The organism is Rhodococcus sp. UNC23MFCrub1.1 (assembly GCF_000686025.1).
Taxonomy (GTDB): domain Bacteria; phylum Actinomycetota; class Actinomycetes; order Mycobacteriales; family Mycobacteriaceae; genus Rhodococcoides.
Genome location: NZ_JMLQ01000007.1, coordinates 37167 through 53737 on the forward strand (window position 1 = coordinate 37167; position 16571 = coordinate 53737).

16 protein-coding genes are annotated in these 16571 nt (G+C 69.5%); 3 read left to right on the top strand and 13 right to left on the bottom strand.

Annotation, left to right across the window (positions count from 1 at the left end; translation table 11 throughout):
• Position 1: 1 nt before the first annotated feature.
• From atzF to bluB, 8 genes are all read right to left on the bottom strand, one after another.
• On the bottom strand, positions 2-1696 hold the full coding sequence (gene atzF, locus BR07_RS0116455; protein WP_155957072.1) for an allophanate hydrolase: 1695 nt from the start codon (positions 1694-1696) through the stop codon (positions 2-4).
• A complete protein-coding gene (locus BR07_RS0116460; RefSeq protein ID WP_027506374.1) occupies positions 1696-3687 on the bottom strand; it encodes a 5-oxoprolinase/urea amidolyase family protein in 1992 nt (663 codons plus the stop codon). The genes atzF and BR07_RS0116460 overlap by 1 nt, the downstream gene beginning before the upstream one ends.
• A complete protein-coding gene (locus BR07_RS0116465) occupies positions 3684-4328 on the bottom strand; it encodes an urea amidolyase associated protein UAAP2 (RefSeq protein ID WP_027506375.1) in 645 nt (214 codons plus the stop codon). Before BR07_RS0116465 ends, BR07_RS0116460 begins: the two co-directional genes overlap by 4 nt.
• The gene (locus tag BR07_RS0116470) at positions 4325-5146 is read right to left on the bottom strand and encodes an urea amidolyase associated protein UAAP1 (RefSeq protein WP_027506376.1); all 822 of its coding nucleotides are present in this window, start codon (positions 5144-5146) and stop codon (positions 4325-4327) included. The genes BR07_RS0116465 and BR07_RS0116470 overlap by 4 nt, the downstream gene beginning before the upstream one ends.
• Positions 5143-6696, bottom strand: a complete 1554-nt coding sequence (locus BR07_RS0116475) for an amino acid permease (protein ID WP_051613495.1) — start codon at positions 6694-6696, stop codon at positions 5143-5145. The genes BR07_RS0116470 and BR07_RS0116475 overlap by 4 nt, the downstream gene beginning before the upstream one ends.
• 102 nt (positions 6697-6798) lie before the next feature.
• Positions 6799-7623, bottom strand: coding sequence for a Fic family protein (locus tag BR07_RS25085; RefSeq protein WP_051613496.1), 825 nt, complete (start codon positions 7621-7623; stop codon positions 6799-6801).
• Complete coding sequence (locus tag BR07_RS25090) at positions 7620-8966, bottom strand: putative nucleotidyltransferase substrate binding domain-containing protein (protein ID WP_155957073.1); 1347 nt, start codon at positions 8964-8966, stop codon at positions 7620-7622. Before BR07_RS25090 ends, BR07_RS25085 begins: the two co-directional genes overlap by 4 nt.
• Before the next feature lie 9 nt (positions 8967-8975).
• Positions 8976-9623 (bottom strand): 5,6-dimethylbenzimidazole synthase, encoded by a 648-nt coding sequence (bluB, locus tag BR07_RS0116490; protein WP_027506378.1) that lies wholly within the window; start codon positions 9621-9623, stop codon positions 8976-8978.
• Positions 9624-9702: 79 nt separating this feature from the next.
• On the opposite strand from bluB, the gene BR07_RS25095 reads away from it, so the two are divergent.
• Positions 9703-10434 (top strand): TetR/AcrR family transcriptional regulator, encoded by a 732-nt coding sequence (locus BR07_RS25095; RefSeq protein WP_051613498.1) that lies wholly within the window; start codon positions 9703-9705, stop codon positions 10432-10434.
• On the opposite strand, the gene BR07_RS25100 is transcribed toward BR07_RS25095, so the two are convergent.
• Positions 10419-11165, bottom strand: a complete 747-nt coding sequence (locus BR07_RS25100; protein WP_051613499.1) for a GAF and ANTAR domain-containing protein — start codon at positions 11163-11165, stop codon at positions 10419-10421. The genes BR07_RS25095 and BR07_RS25100 overlap by 16 nt on opposite strands.
• A 226-nt stretch (positions 11166-11391) precedes the next feature.
• Between BR07_RS25100 and BR07_RS25105 the strand changes: the two genes are divergently transcribed.
• Positions 11392-12216, top strand: coding sequence for a GAF and ANTAR domain-containing protein (locus tag BR07_RS25105; RefSeq protein WP_051613500.1), 825 nt, complete (start codon positions 11392-11394; stop codon positions 12214-12216).
• Positions 12217-12245: 29 nt separating this feature from the next.
• Here the strand turns inward: BR07_RS25105 and BR07_RS25110 are convergent, their stop codons facing one another.
• Together BR07_RS25110 and BR07_RS25115 are read right to left on the bottom strand one after the other, a co-directional pair.
• A complete protein-coding gene (locus BR07_RS25110) occupies positions 12246-12986 on the bottom strand; it encodes a GAF and ANTAR domain-containing protein (protein WP_037186284.1) in 741 nt (246 codons plus the stop codon).
• Positions 12983-13729, bottom strand: a complete 747-nt coding sequence (locus BR07_RS25115) for a GAF domain-containing protein (protein ID WP_155957075.1) — start codon at positions 13727-13729, stop codon at positions 12983-12985. The genes BR07_RS25110 and BR07_RS25115 overlap by 4 nt, the downstream gene beginning before the upstream one ends.
• A 184-nt stretch (positions 13730-13913) precedes the next feature.
• Between BR07_RS25115 and BR07_RS0116520 the strand changes: the two genes are divergently transcribed.
• A complete protein-coding gene (locus BR07_RS0116520) occupies positions 13914-14183 on the top strand; it encodes an ANTAR domain-containing protein (RefSeq protein ID WP_027506379.1) in 270 nt (89 codons plus the stop codon).
• 9 nt (positions 14184-14192) lie between these two features.
• On the opposite strand, the gene BR07_RS0116525 is transcribed toward BR07_RS0116520, so the two are convergent.
• Entirely contained in the window at positions 14193-15710 is a 1518-nt protein-coding gene (locus BR07_RS0116525; protein ID WP_442970356.1) for a sugar transferase, read from the bottom strand.
• A 178-nt stretch (positions 15711-15888) separates the two neighbouring features.
• A complete protein-coding gene (locus tag BR07_RS0116530; protein ID WP_027506381.1) occupies positions 15889-16536 on the bottom strand; it encodes a phosphate signaling complex PhoU family protein in 648 nt (215 codons plus the stop codon).
• Positions 16537-16571 lie beyond the last annotated feature (35 nt).

The following is a 16571-nucleotide window of genomic DNA, read 5'->3' on the forward strand; positions in this document are numbered from 1 at the left end:
CTCAGACCCCGGAATCCGGGGTTCGGACTCCACGATTCGCGGTGTAGGCCCGCCAGCCGCCGAACTCGGTGATGTCGGTGCCCGCCTCCGCCGCATCGGCGGCGCACATGAAACCGACCACCTCCCGACCGTCGGACAGCGTCACCGATCCCAGGCCCATCGGTGCGGGCAGCCCGGCCAGGAACGTGCCGAGGTGCGCCGGGGCCATCCGATACAGCTCGCCCGCGATGGAGGCGCTGCCGCCGCGCACCAGTCCGGGCTTGGGCGGCGTGGTGCCCAGATCGACCAGGCGGTAGTCGGCGGAGGTGCTCACCTCACCGACGAACCGCGCACCACGCTCGACCAGCTGACCGTTCAGCGGGAACCCTCGCAGGTGCGCGCCGACGACGAGCACGTCCACGCCGTCCTCCACGAGTACCGCCGTGTCCTGATCCGCCACCGCGGCGCCGATGTCGAGCAGTACCTGATCGGTGAACGCGGGGCCCACGACCATGACGCCGAAGGGATCCCCCGCCGTCGTGCGCGCACCCGGCACCGCGACGGCCGCCATGTCGAGAAGGTTGCAGAAGTTGGTGAACGTGCCGAGCCTGCGATTGATGCCGAGCGGATCCGCCTGTACCGCAGCGATGGTGGGGTGCTCGGTGGTCGTCGGCAGCACCAGGCCGTCGAGCCCGTCGAGAATCGACGCCGCGTGCGCCTTCGCCGCCAGCAGCGTCGAGAGGTCGTCGACGTACGCGTGCGCTGCCGGATCCTTCGCGCCCAGCACGATGCGGGAGACGGTCGGGTCGGCGTGCTCGGGCGATGTCGACAGAAACTCGCCGACCGCCGCGTAGCGCTGCGCCACGATCGCCCCGTCGTACAACAGCACGGCCGCGTCCAGCAGCACGGAGATGTCGACGATCTCGTGGTCGATCCCCACAGCGTCCAGTCCCGACACCGTGCGCTCGAACGCCTCCGCGTACTCGGGGCACAGCGCGCGGAGATCCTCGGTGCGTGGAACGGCGACACGGGGGCGCGGCGGGGCCGACAACGGCACCGTCGCGGGCCACGCACGACTCCGTGGATCCGCCGAGTCCGCACCGATCATGATCGCCATGGCTGCTGTGGCCGTGGTGATGTCGGCGGCGAAGACCGTCACGGCGTCGTAGTCCACGCACGCCGGGACGACGCCGGTGTTCGGCACCAGTCCCAGCGTCGGCTTGATGCCCACCAGGGACGCGAAGGCCGCAGGAACTCGGCCCGACCCTGCCGTGTCCGTTCCGAGGGCGATGTCCACGATGCCCAGCGCGACCGCGGTCGCGGAGCCGGAACTCGAGCCGCCCGAGATCTTCTCGGGGTCGTGCGCGTGCCGCACCGCGCCGTACGGGCTGCGCGTTCCCACGAGTCCGGTGGCGAACTGGTCGAGATTGGTCTTGCCCAGCACCAGAGCGCCGGCGGCGCGGAGTCGCGCGACAACGGTCGCATCGGCGTCCGGGGTACGGGCGAACTCGGGGCACGCCGCCGTCGTCGAGAGACCCGCGACGTCGATGTTGTCCTTGACCGCGAGCACGGTCCCGTACAGCGGCAGGCTCTCGTCCAGACCGGCGGCCTCCGCGAGGACGTCCGCCTCGTCGCGCAGCGTGATCCACACCTCGGGGCGGTCGACCTCGGCAATACGCTTGTACGCGAGCAACACTCGATCGGTGGCGGTCGTCATCATGCTCCCTGTGCTGTGGTGAGGGCGAACTCGCCGGCCGCGGACCAGGCATCGCGCTCTATGCCGAACGCCTCGGCCTGCTTCTTGCGGAACTCGGCGATGGAGCTGTCGTTCTCGGCCAGGAACTCGTCGTGGTCGGCCAGAGAGAAGGTGCCGTCGGTGATCTCGACACCCGCTCCGCGCCCGGCCGCGAGATCGGCGCGCATGTCGGCGAGTTCCTCGGTGCTGACGGGGTACCAGGAGATGCGGTCGAAGAAGCGCAGCAGCCAGGGCGTGCCCTCTTCGAACCCCTTCGTGGTCAGAGGATGACGGTGGTTCCAGACCTGGGTGGTGCGGCCGACGAACTGGTAGCCGCCGGGTCCCTCCATGCCGTAGATGCACAGATACGCGCCGCCGATCCCCACGGCGTTCTCCGGTGTCCACGTGCGGGCCGGGTTGTACTTCGTCGTGACGAGGCGGTGCCGTGGATCCAGCGGAGTCGCCACCGGCGCGCCGAGGTACACGTCGCCCAGGCCCAGCACCATGTACTCGGCGTCGAAGACCGTGTCGTACACGTCGTCGACGGACTCGAGCCCGTTCATCCGGCGGATGAACTCGATGTTCCACGGGCACCACGGCGCGTCGGAGCGTACGCCGTGCATGTAGCGCTGGATCGCCTCGCGCGTGGACGGGTCGTCCCACGAGAGCGGCAGCCGCACATGCCGACTGGGCACCGTGAGCTCGGAGGTGTCCGGCAGCGCGTCCTCGGCCTCGAGCAGCAGATCGAGGAGCTTCGCGGTCGGCAACACGTCGGGGTCGACCTTCACCTGCAACGACCGGATACCGGGCGTCAGATCGACCAATCCGGCGGGAGCGATGGCCTCGACGGCCTCGTGCAGCGCGTGCGCGCGGGCCCGCAGCGCCAGGTCGAGGGACATCTCGCCGTACTCGACCAGGATGTTGTCGTCACCGGAGCGTCGGTAGGTGACCGGCGTGGCACCGTCGCGGCGCGCGATGACACCGTCGTCCCCGTCGCCGCCGCGCGAGAACACCACGGGCAGGCCGGCGCGCCGGCCGACACCCAGCGTGTTCTTCGAGGCGGCCGCAGCGGCCTCGAGCGCGACGAAGCGCACCGTGTCGCCGGGGCGCAGCTGACCGAGCTTCCAGCGATCGGCCGCGACCACCGTCACCGGGCACACGAAGCCGCCCAGGCTCGGGCCGTCGGGACCGAGCAGGATGGGGGTGTCGCCCGTGAAGTCCAGCGCCCCGACCGAATACGCGTTGTCGTGGATGTTCGACGGGTGCAGACCCGCTTCTCCCCCGTCGGTACGCGCCCAGTCCGGGCGGGGTCCGACCAGCCGCACGCCGGTGCGATCGGAGTTGAAGTGCACCTCGTAGTCGGTGCCGAGAATGGTGTCCATGTCGGAGCGGGTGAAGAACTCGGGTGCTCCGTGCGGCCCCTCCGTGACGGCGAGCTGCCACGAGTGCGTCAGCGCCGGAACGTGTTCCATCGGCACGGGTGCGGGCGTGCCGGTCGCGCGATCCGCCGGGGCGAGGTCGTCGCCCGCCTGCAGCACACGGCCGTCGAGCCCGCCGAACGTCCCGAGTGTGAAGGTCGACGCACTGCCGAGGTACTCCTCGGCCAGGACGCTGCCGCGGATCGCGACGTACATCCGCAGACCGGCCCCGGACACCGCACCCACGTCGAGCACCCCGCCCGCGGGCACCGTGATCGGAGTCCAGCGCTCGGCGGGCTCGCCGTTCACCGTGACGGGTGCGTCCGCACCGGTGACGCACACGACGGTCTCGTCGTCGAAACGCAGTGCGGGACCGCTCATCGTGGTCTCGAGCGCCGGCGCTCCCTCCGGGTTGCCGACGGCGACGTTGGCCAACCGCAGCGACAGGTCGTCCATCGGCCCCGACGGGGGTACTCCCACCTTCCAGTACCCCACCCGGCCGGGCCAGTCCTGAATGGTGGTGAGCATGCCGGGGCGCTCGACGCGGATGCTCATGCGGGCCGCGTCACGATCAGACGAACCGGTGTCGGGTCGAAACCGTTGCACGGGTTGTTGATCTGCGGGCAGTTCGAGATCAGGACCAGCGAGTCGATCTCCGCGCGCAGCGCGATCCGCTTGCCCGGCGCGGACAGTCCGTCGACGATGCCCAGGCTGCCGTCCGCGTCGACCGGGACGTTCATGAAGAAGTTGATGTTGGAGACGATGTCGCGCTTGCCCAGACCCCACCGCGACCCCTCGAGCACGAAGTTCTCGACACACGCGTGCTGGTGCTTGGTGTGGTGGCCGTAGCGCAGCGTGTTCGACTCCTGCGAGCACGCACCGCCGATCGTGTCGTGATTGCCCACCTCGTCGGCGACGATGGTCATCATCGGCCGGGACTCGCTGTCGCGCAGAACAGTTCCCGTGGTGAGGTAGACGTTGCCCTGACCCACCATGGTGGCCGGTGCGCTGTAGCGGACGGTGTGATCGTCGGCGCCGTAGACCAGGGTGTCGACGGCCTGGTTGCCCTCCAGGTCGAGGATGGTGAGGACGTCGCCGGCGCGCACGACGGCCGACCACGGGCCGCGGGCAGGCGCGACCTCGTCGAGCACCACCTCGCCGGAGACGAGGGCCAGTTCCTGTACTGCTGCGATCATTTCGAGCCTCCTGCTGCGTACGTGTCCAACGTGTTGGCGACGGCACGGAGGTATTCGGGATCGGTGTTCGGCAGCGCGTCGAGATCCTGCGGCGACGGCCAGGCCAGCACCTGGAGCGACGTGGTGTCGAAGGTGGGCGACGGATCGATCGGGTGCGCCGTGTTGGCGATGCTCACGATCACCGGCAGGTGCAGGATCAGGTCGACCTCGCGGCCGGCACCCGCGGAACCCGTGCTGCGGAGGGCCCCGTCGGGATCGACGGTGACGCCGTGGAAGAAGCTGAGTGTCGGCGGCACGTCGCGGGGACCGAGTCCGTTCTTCAGGGCGGCCAGGATCAGCAACTCGCGGCCCGCGGGCGACGCCGAGTACGCGCTGCCGTCACCGTACTTCGCGGTGTTGGTGAGCAGCGTCGACGTACCGCACAGTGCGTCGTGGTGTCCGGACGAGTCGGCCAGCACGGTGGCGAGCACCCGCCCCTGGTCGGACAGCAGCGGATGACCCACCCCCAGGTACGCCTGCCACGGCACCTTGACGGTGTCCGCGGTGTTGAGGCGTTCCCACGGTGCGTCGGCACGGTGCAGCAGGACGTGCGCGCAGGCCGCTCCGTCGATGTCGCGCAACCGGACTCGGGTTCCGCGCTGGAGCACCTTCGTCGTGTACCGCCCGCCGGGAACCGTCTCGGCCCAGACGAGCGACGCGGCACCGGCTCCGGGAACCTCGTGCGGCCACAGGGAGGGTGGGACCACCGGCATCGAGTCGGTGATCTCCCGAGCCTGCGACCGGGCGTGCTCGCGGGCGGCTGTGGTGGTGGCGGTCATGCGGACACTCCTGTGGTGACGGGGTTGGGGTGGGCCTTGCCGCGCGGGAAGCACAGCGCACCGACGGCGACGACGGCCAGCACGGTGAGGGGTGCGGCCCAGCGCAGCAGCGGGAAATCGCCGGAGGGGTCGTAGATCTCGGGGCGCGGCCAGGACAGGTTGACCACCATGGCAGCGCCGTAGACGACGGCGAGAAGGTTGACGGGCAGGCCGAGGCGGCCGAGGGTGAACAGCGGCTTGCCCTCGGAGTCCACCTTCGGGGCGCCGGTGGTGCTGCGGGGCCAGCCCTTCAGCCGCTGGAGGAGTAGCGGCACGGTGACCATCATGTACGCGAGGTAGATGAGCACGATGCACACGCTGGCGAGGGTGGAGAAGATTGCCGCGTTACCGACGTTGACCACGAGCACCAGAACGCAGCCCAGCCCGATGACGACGGCCGGGGCGATGGGCGTGCCCGTGGTCTTGTTGACCGATCCGAGAACACGGGACGCGGGAAGCCGGCCGTCACGGGCCATCGAGAACATGAGCCGGGACGCGGCAGTCTGAATGGCCAACGTGCAGATGAGGATCGCGGTGGCCACGTCGATCAGGAGCACGGTGCCCCACGGGGACGAGAGCACGGAGTTCAGCACGTACGGCAGGCCCTGCGTCGCGAGTTCACCGTCGGTGAGGCTGGGTGCCGCCATGAGCGCACCGATGATCATGAGCCCGCCGCCCAGCGCGGAGACGGACAGCGCGAGACGGATGGTGCGCGGTGCGACCCGACGGGGATTCTTCGTCTCCTCGGCCAGTTCGCCGGCGGAGCCGAATCCCACCATGACGTAGGCGGCCATGAGTCCCGAGACGATCCACGCCCCGATGTAGCCGGAATCGACGGGCACGCCGCCGGTGTCGAACACGACGTCCGGTCCGCGCTGAGCATGAGTGAAGAACACGCCGATCACCGCGATGACACCGACGATCTCGCACGTCACGCCGATCGAGTTGATGCGCGCCATGGCGTTGACACCGATGGAGTTGACGGTCGTGGTGATCACCAGCAGCGCGGTGCCCAGCACGACGGCGTTGGTGGCGCCGTCCGACGAGGTCAGTGCGGTGTCGGTGCCGACGATCTGGAAGCCGCTCCAGACGTTCGGCAGCACCACCTGCAGTGCGATGGCGGCGGCGGAGGCCGTCACGATCTGCGCGATGATCATGAACCATCCGGCGAACCAGCCGGTGATCTCACCGCCGACGCGGCGTGACCACTGGTAGATGGCCCCGGAGATGGGGTAGCGCGCGGCCAGTTCGGCGAAGCACAGCGCCACCATGAACTGGCCGACGAACACCACCGGCCACGCCCAGAAGAACGCCGGGCCGGCGAAGCTGAAGCCCAGGCCGAACAGCTGGAAGATCGTCGTCAGGATCGAGACGAACGAGAAGCCCGCCGCGAAGGACGCGAACTTCCCCAACTTGCGATGCAGCTGTTGTTCGTACCCGAACTCGAGGAGATCGTCGGAGTCGCCGTCCGCGTGACGGTCCGACGGGGGTGGGAGCACGGCCTGGCTCATGGGTGTTCTCCATTGACGGGAGGGGTGTATCTGTCGAGTGATAGTTAATCGGACGCAGCGGCCGCGGTGGTGTCCGTGATGTATCGAGATGTTGCGAGTGCGTTACGAGCTCAGGGCGCGCAGGAGGAGGGGAATGAAGGGGCGTGCGGACGGTGCGCCGGCCTGGCGGAACGGTGCCGAGTCCTGCGATGCGGCGATCCAGTCCCGCCGCTCGACGTCGGTCAGATCCAGCCGGAACCCGGTCGGCGCGACGAGCAGATGCAGCAGCATGGTCGCGGCCCGACCGTTGCCTTCACGGAAGGGATGCACCTGATTGAGGTCGGCGTAGGTGCGGCTCAGGAGGTACGCGAGCTCGCCCCGGTCGGCGGCCGCCCAGTCGGCACTCAGGATGGTCTCGTGCACGCCCATGAGGCCGTCCCACACGACGGAGCACCTCGCGAACGCGGTGCCGTTCTTCGACAGTTCCACGGTGCGCACGTCGCCTGCCCACACGTAGACGTCCTGGAAGACGTAGCGGTGCACGCTCAGCAGGCGGTGCACACCGACGGCGCCCCCGAGGTCGGCCCGCCCGGTGTGACAGCGGACCAGACGGAGTGCAGTGAGGATGCTCTCCGCGCGGTGCAACGCGGCCGCGTCGACGATGCCCAGCACGTTGCGCAGCGTCGTCGACCCGGGCAGCAGGTACGGGGTGTGCCGCGGACGCAGTGCCGCCCAGCGTGATTCACGCTTCGGTCCGTCGCCGACGAGCCCCTCGCGCACCGACGGCAGCACCGTCTCGCCGCGACACTCGGCGACGAGGAGTGCGAGCTCCGCCGGCGTGGGACGCCATCCCTCGAGCCGTTCGGCGGCGACGGCCTGATCGACGGCGTGGCACTGCTCCGGGGTGAGCCCGGCGAAGGTGTCGGGATGTTCCTCGGACGGCCTCATCGAGCCAGGTACGCCGAGGCCCGTTGCACGCCCGCCACTTCCCGCGCAGCCGCGTCGAGCAGGCTCCGGTCGAGGGGCGTGAGGTCCGACGGGCGCACCAGGTCGTCGACGGGGCGGCCGTCGCGCAGTGCCTCGCACTGGTGCCGCAGCCGGATGCGCTGGACGACGTCGAACGATTCCGCGAGCACCGCGGCGTCGTCCTCGGACAGCACCTGCGCGCGAGCACCGTGCTCGAGCCGAGCCGGCGTGCCCACGGCGTCGTGCCCGGCGGAGACACCGGCCCAGCGCGCGATGTCCACGATGGGAGTCAGGATCCCCGCCTTCACGTCCATCGTGTCCGCACGACGGAAGAGCTTGTCCCGCAGTGTCACCCGCGCCTTGATCGTCGTCGCCTCACGCAACATCAGCAGTCGCGAGTGAGCGGCGTCGGCCAGCGCGGCGCGCGCGGGCTCCGCCGGTGTCCATCCGCCCGGCATCACCGGACGCGCATCGAGCGCGAGCGAGAGCATCACCACACCGGTGTCCTCGTACGGATCGGCCACCCAGCCCGCCACCGCGTCGGACCACTCGTCGACCGTCCGCACGAAGCGCGGCGACGCGGCACTCGCGTGATGGGGATCGGCTGCGAGACCGCAGCGTTCGAGTACGGCGTGCACGTCCGACCCCATCGGGGACGGGCCGCCCACCCGCGCCGTCTCGACATCGGACGACGGGACCGATTCGCGCCGAGCGACGCTTCCGGAGACGAGCCAGGTGGACGCGTCGTCGCCCAGCAGTTCGGCGGCCCGGCGCACGGTGGCCGTCACCACGGACGATCGCACTGCCGTCACGTCGGCCGACGGGACGCGGGAATCGTTCAGCGACAACGTCACCGAGGCAAGCCGCCCGCACGCCTCGACCAGATCGTCGACACTCGCCGAGCGCTCCACCGCGGTGCGCAGCGCTGTGCCCGCACGCAGCGCCGGCGAGAGCAGGTCCTGTTCGAGGGCGATGCCGAGCACGCCCCCACTCGCATCCAGCACCACCAGTCGGCGGACACCCGCAGCGAGCGCGACGGCCGCCGCCTCCGCGACGGGCACCTCGGCGTCGACAGTGACGGCAGGAACGGACGCGACGGCCGACACCGGTGCCGCGGTGCTCAGGCCCGCGGCGATCACGCGTCGGCGCAGGTCGCCGTCGGTCACCACTCCCCACGCCGAGCCCGGACACTGCACGACGAGGGTGCTCGACCTCGCCCGGGTCATCGCGTCGGCTGCCTCCGCGACGGTGATGTCGGCTCGACCGATCGGGACACCGCGACGCGTCAGCGCGCTCACCGGGGAACGCCGACGCGAGGAGGTCACCCGGCCACGTTAACCCCGACGGCCCCACTGTTCCCGGTGCACGGCGTCGGACAGGGGCCGACGCGGACGCCACCCGAACCGCTCGAGGTCCGGAACCTCCTGGAACTCCGTCACCGGACCGACGCACAGCCACGCGACGGGCCGCACGGCGGCGTCGCCGGTCAGGCCGACGATGTCCCGCAGCACCGCCTCGTCGTAGAACGACACCCACCCGACGCCGACACCCTCGGACACCGCTGCGAGCCACAGGTTCTCGATGGCGAGGGCCACGGAGAGCAGGCCCGTGTCCCGCACCGTGGCCCGGCCCAGGACGTGCTCACCACCGCGGGAGTCGTCGTACGTCACGACGACGCCGGTGCCACTGGTCTCGATCCCCTCGACGCGGATCGGGTCGAAGGTCTCGGCGCGGTCGGCGGGCAGTGATGCCGCGAAGTCGGCGCGGCACTGCGCCACGTGCGCGGCGAATCGCCCCAGCGTCTCGGGGCGTCGGACGATCACGAAGTCCCACGGCTGGGTGTTCCCGACACTGGGTGCGCGGTGGGCGGCGGCGAGAAGACGGGTGAGGACGGCGTCGTCGACCACCTCACCGCTGAATTCGCTACGGACGTCCCGACGTGCGGCGATGGCGTCGTGGACGGACAGGTGCTCGGTGCTCATGTGGTGACCGTGCCAGAACACGCCTAGTGTCGACACCACTCGGTGCGTCCGAGTCTCGAGACAACGGGGGGGTCGATTCATCGTGGGTTCGACGCCCGGCACCACGCCACCGCCCGGTAGGGGTCAGCTCACCCGCACCGTCATCCTGCGCGCGGGCATCGCCTTCATCGACGACAACGGCGCTCGGGATCTGACGATGCGCCGACTCGGCGGGCGTCTCGGCGTCGAGGCGATGGCGCTCTACCACTACTTCGGTGGCAAGGAAGAACTGCTCGACGGCATCGTCGACCAGGTCATCGACGATCTGGGCAGCGACCCGCAGGTGCTGATGAAGGGCGCCTCGAGCTGGCAGGACTACCTGCAGCGGCTGGCGCACGGCGTGCGACGGATGGCGCTCGAACATCCCGAGGTGTTCCCGCTCATCGCGACCCGGCCGAACAGCGCGCCGTGGGTGCGGCCCCCACTCCGCAGCGTGCGGTGGCTCGAGAACTTCCTCTCCAGCCTGAAGGAATGGGGATTCGACGACGCGGCCGCGGCTGCCGCCTACCGCTCGTACACGAGTTTCCTGCTCGGACAGCTGTTGCTCGAGGTCTCGGCGCAGGGAGTCTCGATCGGTCCGACGGACCCCAACGATCCCGACGATCCCCGCGCCACCGCTCAGCCCGGAGACGACATCGACCCGACGGAGTTCCCCACCGTGGTGCGGATGAAGGCGGAGCTGGCGCGCGATCTCGGCCTGCCCGAGTTCGAGAAAGCGCTCGAGGCTCTGCTCGACCGACTCGCCGCGACCCTGCCTCAGGTGGACGGGTAGCGCAGCTTGGCTCCGGCCTCGACGATGTCCGCGGCAAGCTTGTGCAGCGGTCGGTTGTTGTTCTGCGACAACTTCGAGAGCATCTCGAACGCCTGGACCGAATCCACATCGAACCGCTCCATCAGCATGCCCTTGGCCTGACCGATGATGTCGCGGGACGCGAGACCGGACCGGAACTGCGCTTCCTTCTGCAGACTCTGCACCGCGATGGCGGCGTGCGCCGCGATCGCCGTCGCCACGGTCAGGCTGTCCTCGTCGAACGCCGCGGTCGACGACGAGTACAGCGTGAGCACTCCCAGCGTGCGCTCGTGCATCGCCAGCGGTACGGCGGCCAGCGCGCGGACACCGACGGCGTCGGCCACCTCCGCCAGACCGGGCCAACGATGCACCGGACCGGCGACGACGGCAGCGAGGTCCACGTCCGCCTCGGAGGACCGATGCAGGAGATCGACGGTCGGTCCGTCCCCCGGTCGCCTCTGCACCCGGTCGAGTGCGGCCGCGATGTCGCTGCTCGTGCGGCTGGGCTCCGCAGGCCCCGATACCTCGGCCGCCAGCCGCACCGACGCGTGATCCGCGGCGTCGATCAGATCGACCGACACCGCGAGGACGTGATCGAGAACCTCGTCGATCGTCCGGACCTGGCGCGACCCGGCGAACTCGCGCGCCAGCTCGGCCAGAGTGCGCACCAGATCGAGGTGCTCGGAGCTCGGCGGCCGACCGTCGTTGCTCATGTGTGGTGCTGATCCCTTCGGTTCTCTCATCATCCGTCGTCACTCGGTCGTCGCAGACCGGACGACAAAAGGCGACACCCACCAGTGCCGACGCCTACTGCTGGACGCCGGGCGGGGTATCGCCTTCCGCGCAACTATAACCGGACACCCCGACAGCGGTACGGTGGTCTCGCACTCCGCGTACGGGTCGTCGAGTGATGAATCGGCGAAGGCGGGAGATGCGGGAATGACCGACAGCGCGGACACCACGGCCGAACGACGGGCGTTGGCCCTGTTGGCGGAGGCCCTGACAGACCTGGACAGTGCGCTCGCCGTCTCCCACACGGCCGACGGCGCGCTCGACACGATCTGCGCGCGCGTCGTGACGGCGATTCCCGACGCCGACGCAGCGGGCGTCACGGTCTTCCGCCGCGGCAGGCCGCAGACCGCCGCGAGCACAGAGACGTTCGTCCTCGAGGTGGACCAGGCCCAGTACCGCAGCGAGCAGGGACCGTGCATCGAATCGACGTTGACCCACGAGGTGGTGCGTGCCGATCTCGACGACGTGTCCCAGCGCTGGCCCGTGTTCGCGAAGGCGATCGATCACCTCGACGTCGCGAGTTTCCTGTCCGCGCCCGTCACCGCGGGTGGTGCCCACATCGGCGCCCTCAATCTCTACAGCCACACCGGCCACCGGTTCGATTCCGTCGACGAGTCGGCGATGCGGGTGTTCGTGCAGGCCGCCCAGTCGGCCCTGACCGGAGCGGAGAACTCCGAGCACGCCGCGAGACAGGTCGAGACCTACGCCGCCGCGATGGAGTCCCGGGCCGCGATCGAACAGGCCAAGGGCGCCCTGATGCTGGGACTCAACGTGTCGGCCGACAAAGCCTTCGACCTGCTGCTCTGGCGCTCGCAGACCACGAACATCAAGGTACGGACTCTCGCCGAGCAACTGGTCCGCGACATCGGCTCGCTCGGCGATGCACCGGACGCTCTGTCCACCGAACTCGGCAAGCTACTGATGACAGCGCACACGCGCGTGCCGTCGGGTCAGGTCACTCCGGCCGAGTAGTGCGCCCCGTGTGGCGGGAACGAGCCCGGTCAGCTCAGGGCATCGATCACCGCACGCGCCCGATCTGCGAGCGAGGTCCGTGAGCGGCGGGTGTCGGTGACGAGCAGGTCGGTCGCGGGGCCGATGGCGAGACCATGGGTCTCGGCGAGCACACCGATGGCCTGATCGATCACGGCGGCGTCCTCGAGGACCTGCTGTCGACGCGTCGCCTCGACCGACAGGCGCACGTCGCCCTCGGTGTCGACGCTGACGGCCAACGCCGCCAGATCCGCGACGGCCTGAACGAACGCCGCCGCGTGACCCGGTGCCCGCCACGGCCCCGACGTGTGGACCACGACGGCGCCGATGACCCGGTTCGCGATCCGAGCCGGGTAGGCACGCATACCGCCGATGCCGGCCGCACGCGCCTCGCGGGCGTGGTCCTGCCAGCGCCCCGGAGCGTTCTCCAGATCGTCGAGCAGCACGGCCGCGCCGCTGCGCACGCACATCGCCACCGGTCCGCCCACGGACAGCGATCGGTCGAGCAACCCGGTCGAGGCCGCAGCGACCAGGTCGAGGTCGACCGACCCGGACCCGTCGAACACCACCGACACCGCGGCGGCCCGCAGGGCCTCGCGGGTGCGGGTGGCGAGGAGGTGGAGCAGATAGGGGGCGTCGACCCCGGCGGCCAGATGGCCCGTCAACTCGGCGAGGACGACGACGGGCGACGGCACGTCGGTGTCACCGACGGGGCCGGTGCCGGGCGGATCGAAAGTGGGCGGGAAAGTCACGACGGCTGTCCTTTCGTCGTCGAGTCCGACGCGGTGTCGTCGGTGGAGAAGCGCACCTTGCGCTCGACCACCTCGCGGGCGATGTCGTCGACGGGGCGTCGGGCCGAGTACGCCGCGGCGCGCAGCCGGGCGAGCGCCTCGGTCGGCGACACCCGCATCTGCACCGTGATCATGCCGACGGCCAGATTGACGTAGGGCCGGGTGCGATGGTCGCCCAGCGGCGAGTCGTCCGAGGCGTCGCCGAGCGACTGTCCCGCGCCGAGGCCGGGCGCGAAGGCTTCCAGCAGGCTGATGGCTGCCGCGTCCGCGGTCAGCTGGGCGACAGCGGCGAACTCGTCGCTGAGTTCACCGACGGATGCGCGATACAGCTCGAGCACGCCGAACACGGTGTTGCCGCCGCGCAGCGGGAAGGCGAACAGAGCGGCCGCGCCCCCGTCCGACGCGTCGGCGGCGAATCCGGGCCAGTGCTCCTCCGCCTCGCTGTCGAGATCGGCGACGAACACGGTCCGGCCACGGTGGAAGGCGTCGACGCAGGGACCCTGACCGGTGGTGAACTGCAGTTCGTCGAGGTACTGCGACACGGCGTCGGTGGCGTAGACCAACTCGCGCGTGGTGCCGCTCATGACGGTGATGGCGGCGCCGTCCACCTCGACCAACTGCACGACACTGCGGCACAGATCGGCGATGTCGGTGATGGACAACGGTGCGTACGCGTCGTCGTCACCACCCGATCGCGTCGTCATGACCTGCACTCACTCCTCGTCGATCGACGTCCACACCGTTGTCCGCGACCCGAGGAATGCCCCGTGTGCCGCGAGTCAACCGTAGCGACAAGTCTGGACCGCGCGGGCGACCGGCGTAGAGTTTTCCCGCACCGTTGCACTCGTGAACGGGCGAACAGGCGAACGACCGAGAACACGGAGACCCATGACGAGCGACCCGGAGCAGTCGTTGCATGAACGCATCCGTGCGGCCGCAGACGAGCTCGTACTGCTCGAGCGACTCCGGGCCGTGGTCACCGAGCGCATCCGGCTGTCCCTCGATGCGCGCGCCGCGATCGATCTCGCCGTGGGTGCACTGATGGTGCGGCACGGATGCGAGGCACCTGCCGCGGTCGCGCGACTGGCGTCGACGGCGTCGTCGCGGTCCGCCACGATGCCCGAGATCGCCGCCGAGGTGCTCGCGACCATCCGATGAGCGGTCGACTCAGTACGCGCCGTCGCTGCCGACGACGGCCTTCAGGGTCTTCAGCACGATGAGCAGATCACCTGTCATGGACCAGTTCTCGACGTAGCTCAGGTCGAGGCGCACCGATTCCTCCCAGGACAGGTCGGAGCGGCCACTCACCTGCCACAGGCCCGTCAGACCGGGTTTGACCAGCAGCCGGCGGCGCACGTCGCCGTCGTAGGTCTCCACCTCGCGGCGCAGCGGCGGCCGCGGGCCCACGATCGACATCTCGCGGCGCAGCACGTTGAAGAACTGCGGCAGCTCGTCGATGCTCAGCCGCCGCATCACGCGGCCGACCTTGGTGACACGCGGATCCTCGCGCATCTTGAACAGGACGCCGCCCTCGCTGTCGTTGAGCGCCAACAACTCCGACACCCGAGCGTCCGCGTCCTGCACCATCGAGCGGAACTTGATCATCTGGAACGGTGTGCCGTCGAGGCCCATGCGCTCGGATCGGTAGAACACCGGACCCTTGCTGGTGGCCTTGACGAGAAGGGCGGCGAGAAGGAACAGCGGGGCCACGGCGACGAGGGCGACCACGGCGAACACCATGTCGAACGCCGTCTTCCCGAAGCGGCTCGCACCGTTGTACTGCGGCTTCTCCACGTGGATGAGCGGGAGGCCGGCGACCGGCCGCATGTGCAGGCGCGGGCCGGCGACGTCGACGACGCCGGGAGCCACGACCAGATCGACGTTCTTCTTCTCGAGGTCCCAGACCATGCGGCGGATGCCCTCGTGGCCGATGTGGTCCGTCGCGGTGACGGCGACGGTGTCCGCGCCCGTGGCCTCGATGGCATCGAGCACGTCGTTCTCGTTGCCGAGGACGGGAATCTCGAGACCGTCGACGGACAGCTGATCCTCGGTGACCGACTGGGTGCGCGGCAGGCACACCCCGACCACGGCGTATCCGGCACTCCCGTCGCGGTTGAACGACCGCGCCATGGAGAGGGCCGAGCTGTGACTGCCGACGATGACGACCGACGTCTGATAGTCGCCGCGACGACGTCCGCGAGCCACGTGCTTGCGGAAGAGCCACCGCGAGACCAGGAGCCCGATCAGCCCGACCGGCAGTGCGATGGCCAGGTAGCCACGCGCCAGTTCGAAGCGGAAGAGCAACGAGATGATGGCCACGAGCCCGAAGAGGCGGAAGGTGGCGGACAGCAGACGCCTGTACTCCTCGGCTCCCCCGCCGAGCACACGCGGCGAGCGGGTGCGGAAGATCGCGAGGAATGCGATCCACGTCAGCGCGAGGGTGACCGAGACCAACGTGTAGTTGAACGCCGCGCGCGGCACCTCGAGATCCGGCCGACCGAAGCGCACCACCTGTGCGCAGGCGACGGCGGCGACGACGACGAGCACGTCGGTCACCCGGAGCCGGTCCATGTACGCGCGCTCCCAGTCGCGTCGCGAGGTCGCCCTCCGCGATCGCCGAGCCCGCGGCAGTGCGACGTCGCGGCGCTCGGCCGACTCGCTCGCCGCCGGGCTGAGAGCAGACACGTGTACCTCGTTCCGTTCGACTGGATCCGCCTGGGACTCGACCGCTGATACGTGTACCAGGGCAGTCGGTAGCTTATTGCCTTCCCGCAAGGCTCGCTCAGACAACCACAGTGCGGTGAATCACACGGTGAGTTCACACAGATTTAGCGTGTTCGAACGACACGATTTCAGAGGACCCTCAGGCCATTTGTTTGCGGCCGCTCACGAAGAAGACGATCCGCGACGCGACATCGATGATCTGGTCGGCGTAGCGCTCGAAATACCGTCCCAGCAGTGCGATGTCCACGGCATTCATCACGTCGTGCCCGTGATCGTCCGCCGACACGGTGTCCACGACCGTTGTCTTGAGAGAATCGACCCGATCGTTCTGTGAACTCAGACAATCGATACGTCCGAGATCACTCGTACGCAGTGCGTCGACTATTCGACCGGACATGTCGAGACACAATTCGCTCATCTCGCGAAACTGCGGCATCAGATGATCGGGAACGATCGGCTCGGGAAAGCGACGGCGTGCGGCTTCGGCGATGTGCACCGCGAGGCCGACCATCCGTGAGAGGTCACTGCTGATGCGCACGGCCGAGAACACTCGCCGGAGATCTGCCGCGACGGGTGCCTGCAGCGCCAGTACGGTGACAGCCTGATCCTCGCAGCGGGCACCGAGTTCTCCGAGTGCCTCGCCGCGGGCGATGACGGACTCCGCAGCCTGCAGGTCGCCGTCCAGCAGAGCGATGCTGGCGTCGCGCATGGCGGTCTCCGCCGCCTGCGCGAGAGCGCACAGATCGTCGTTCAATCCCTCGAGTTGAGCTGTGTACGCGTTGCGCATGATGTCCCCGATCCTGGCCGTCCCGCCGACGCATC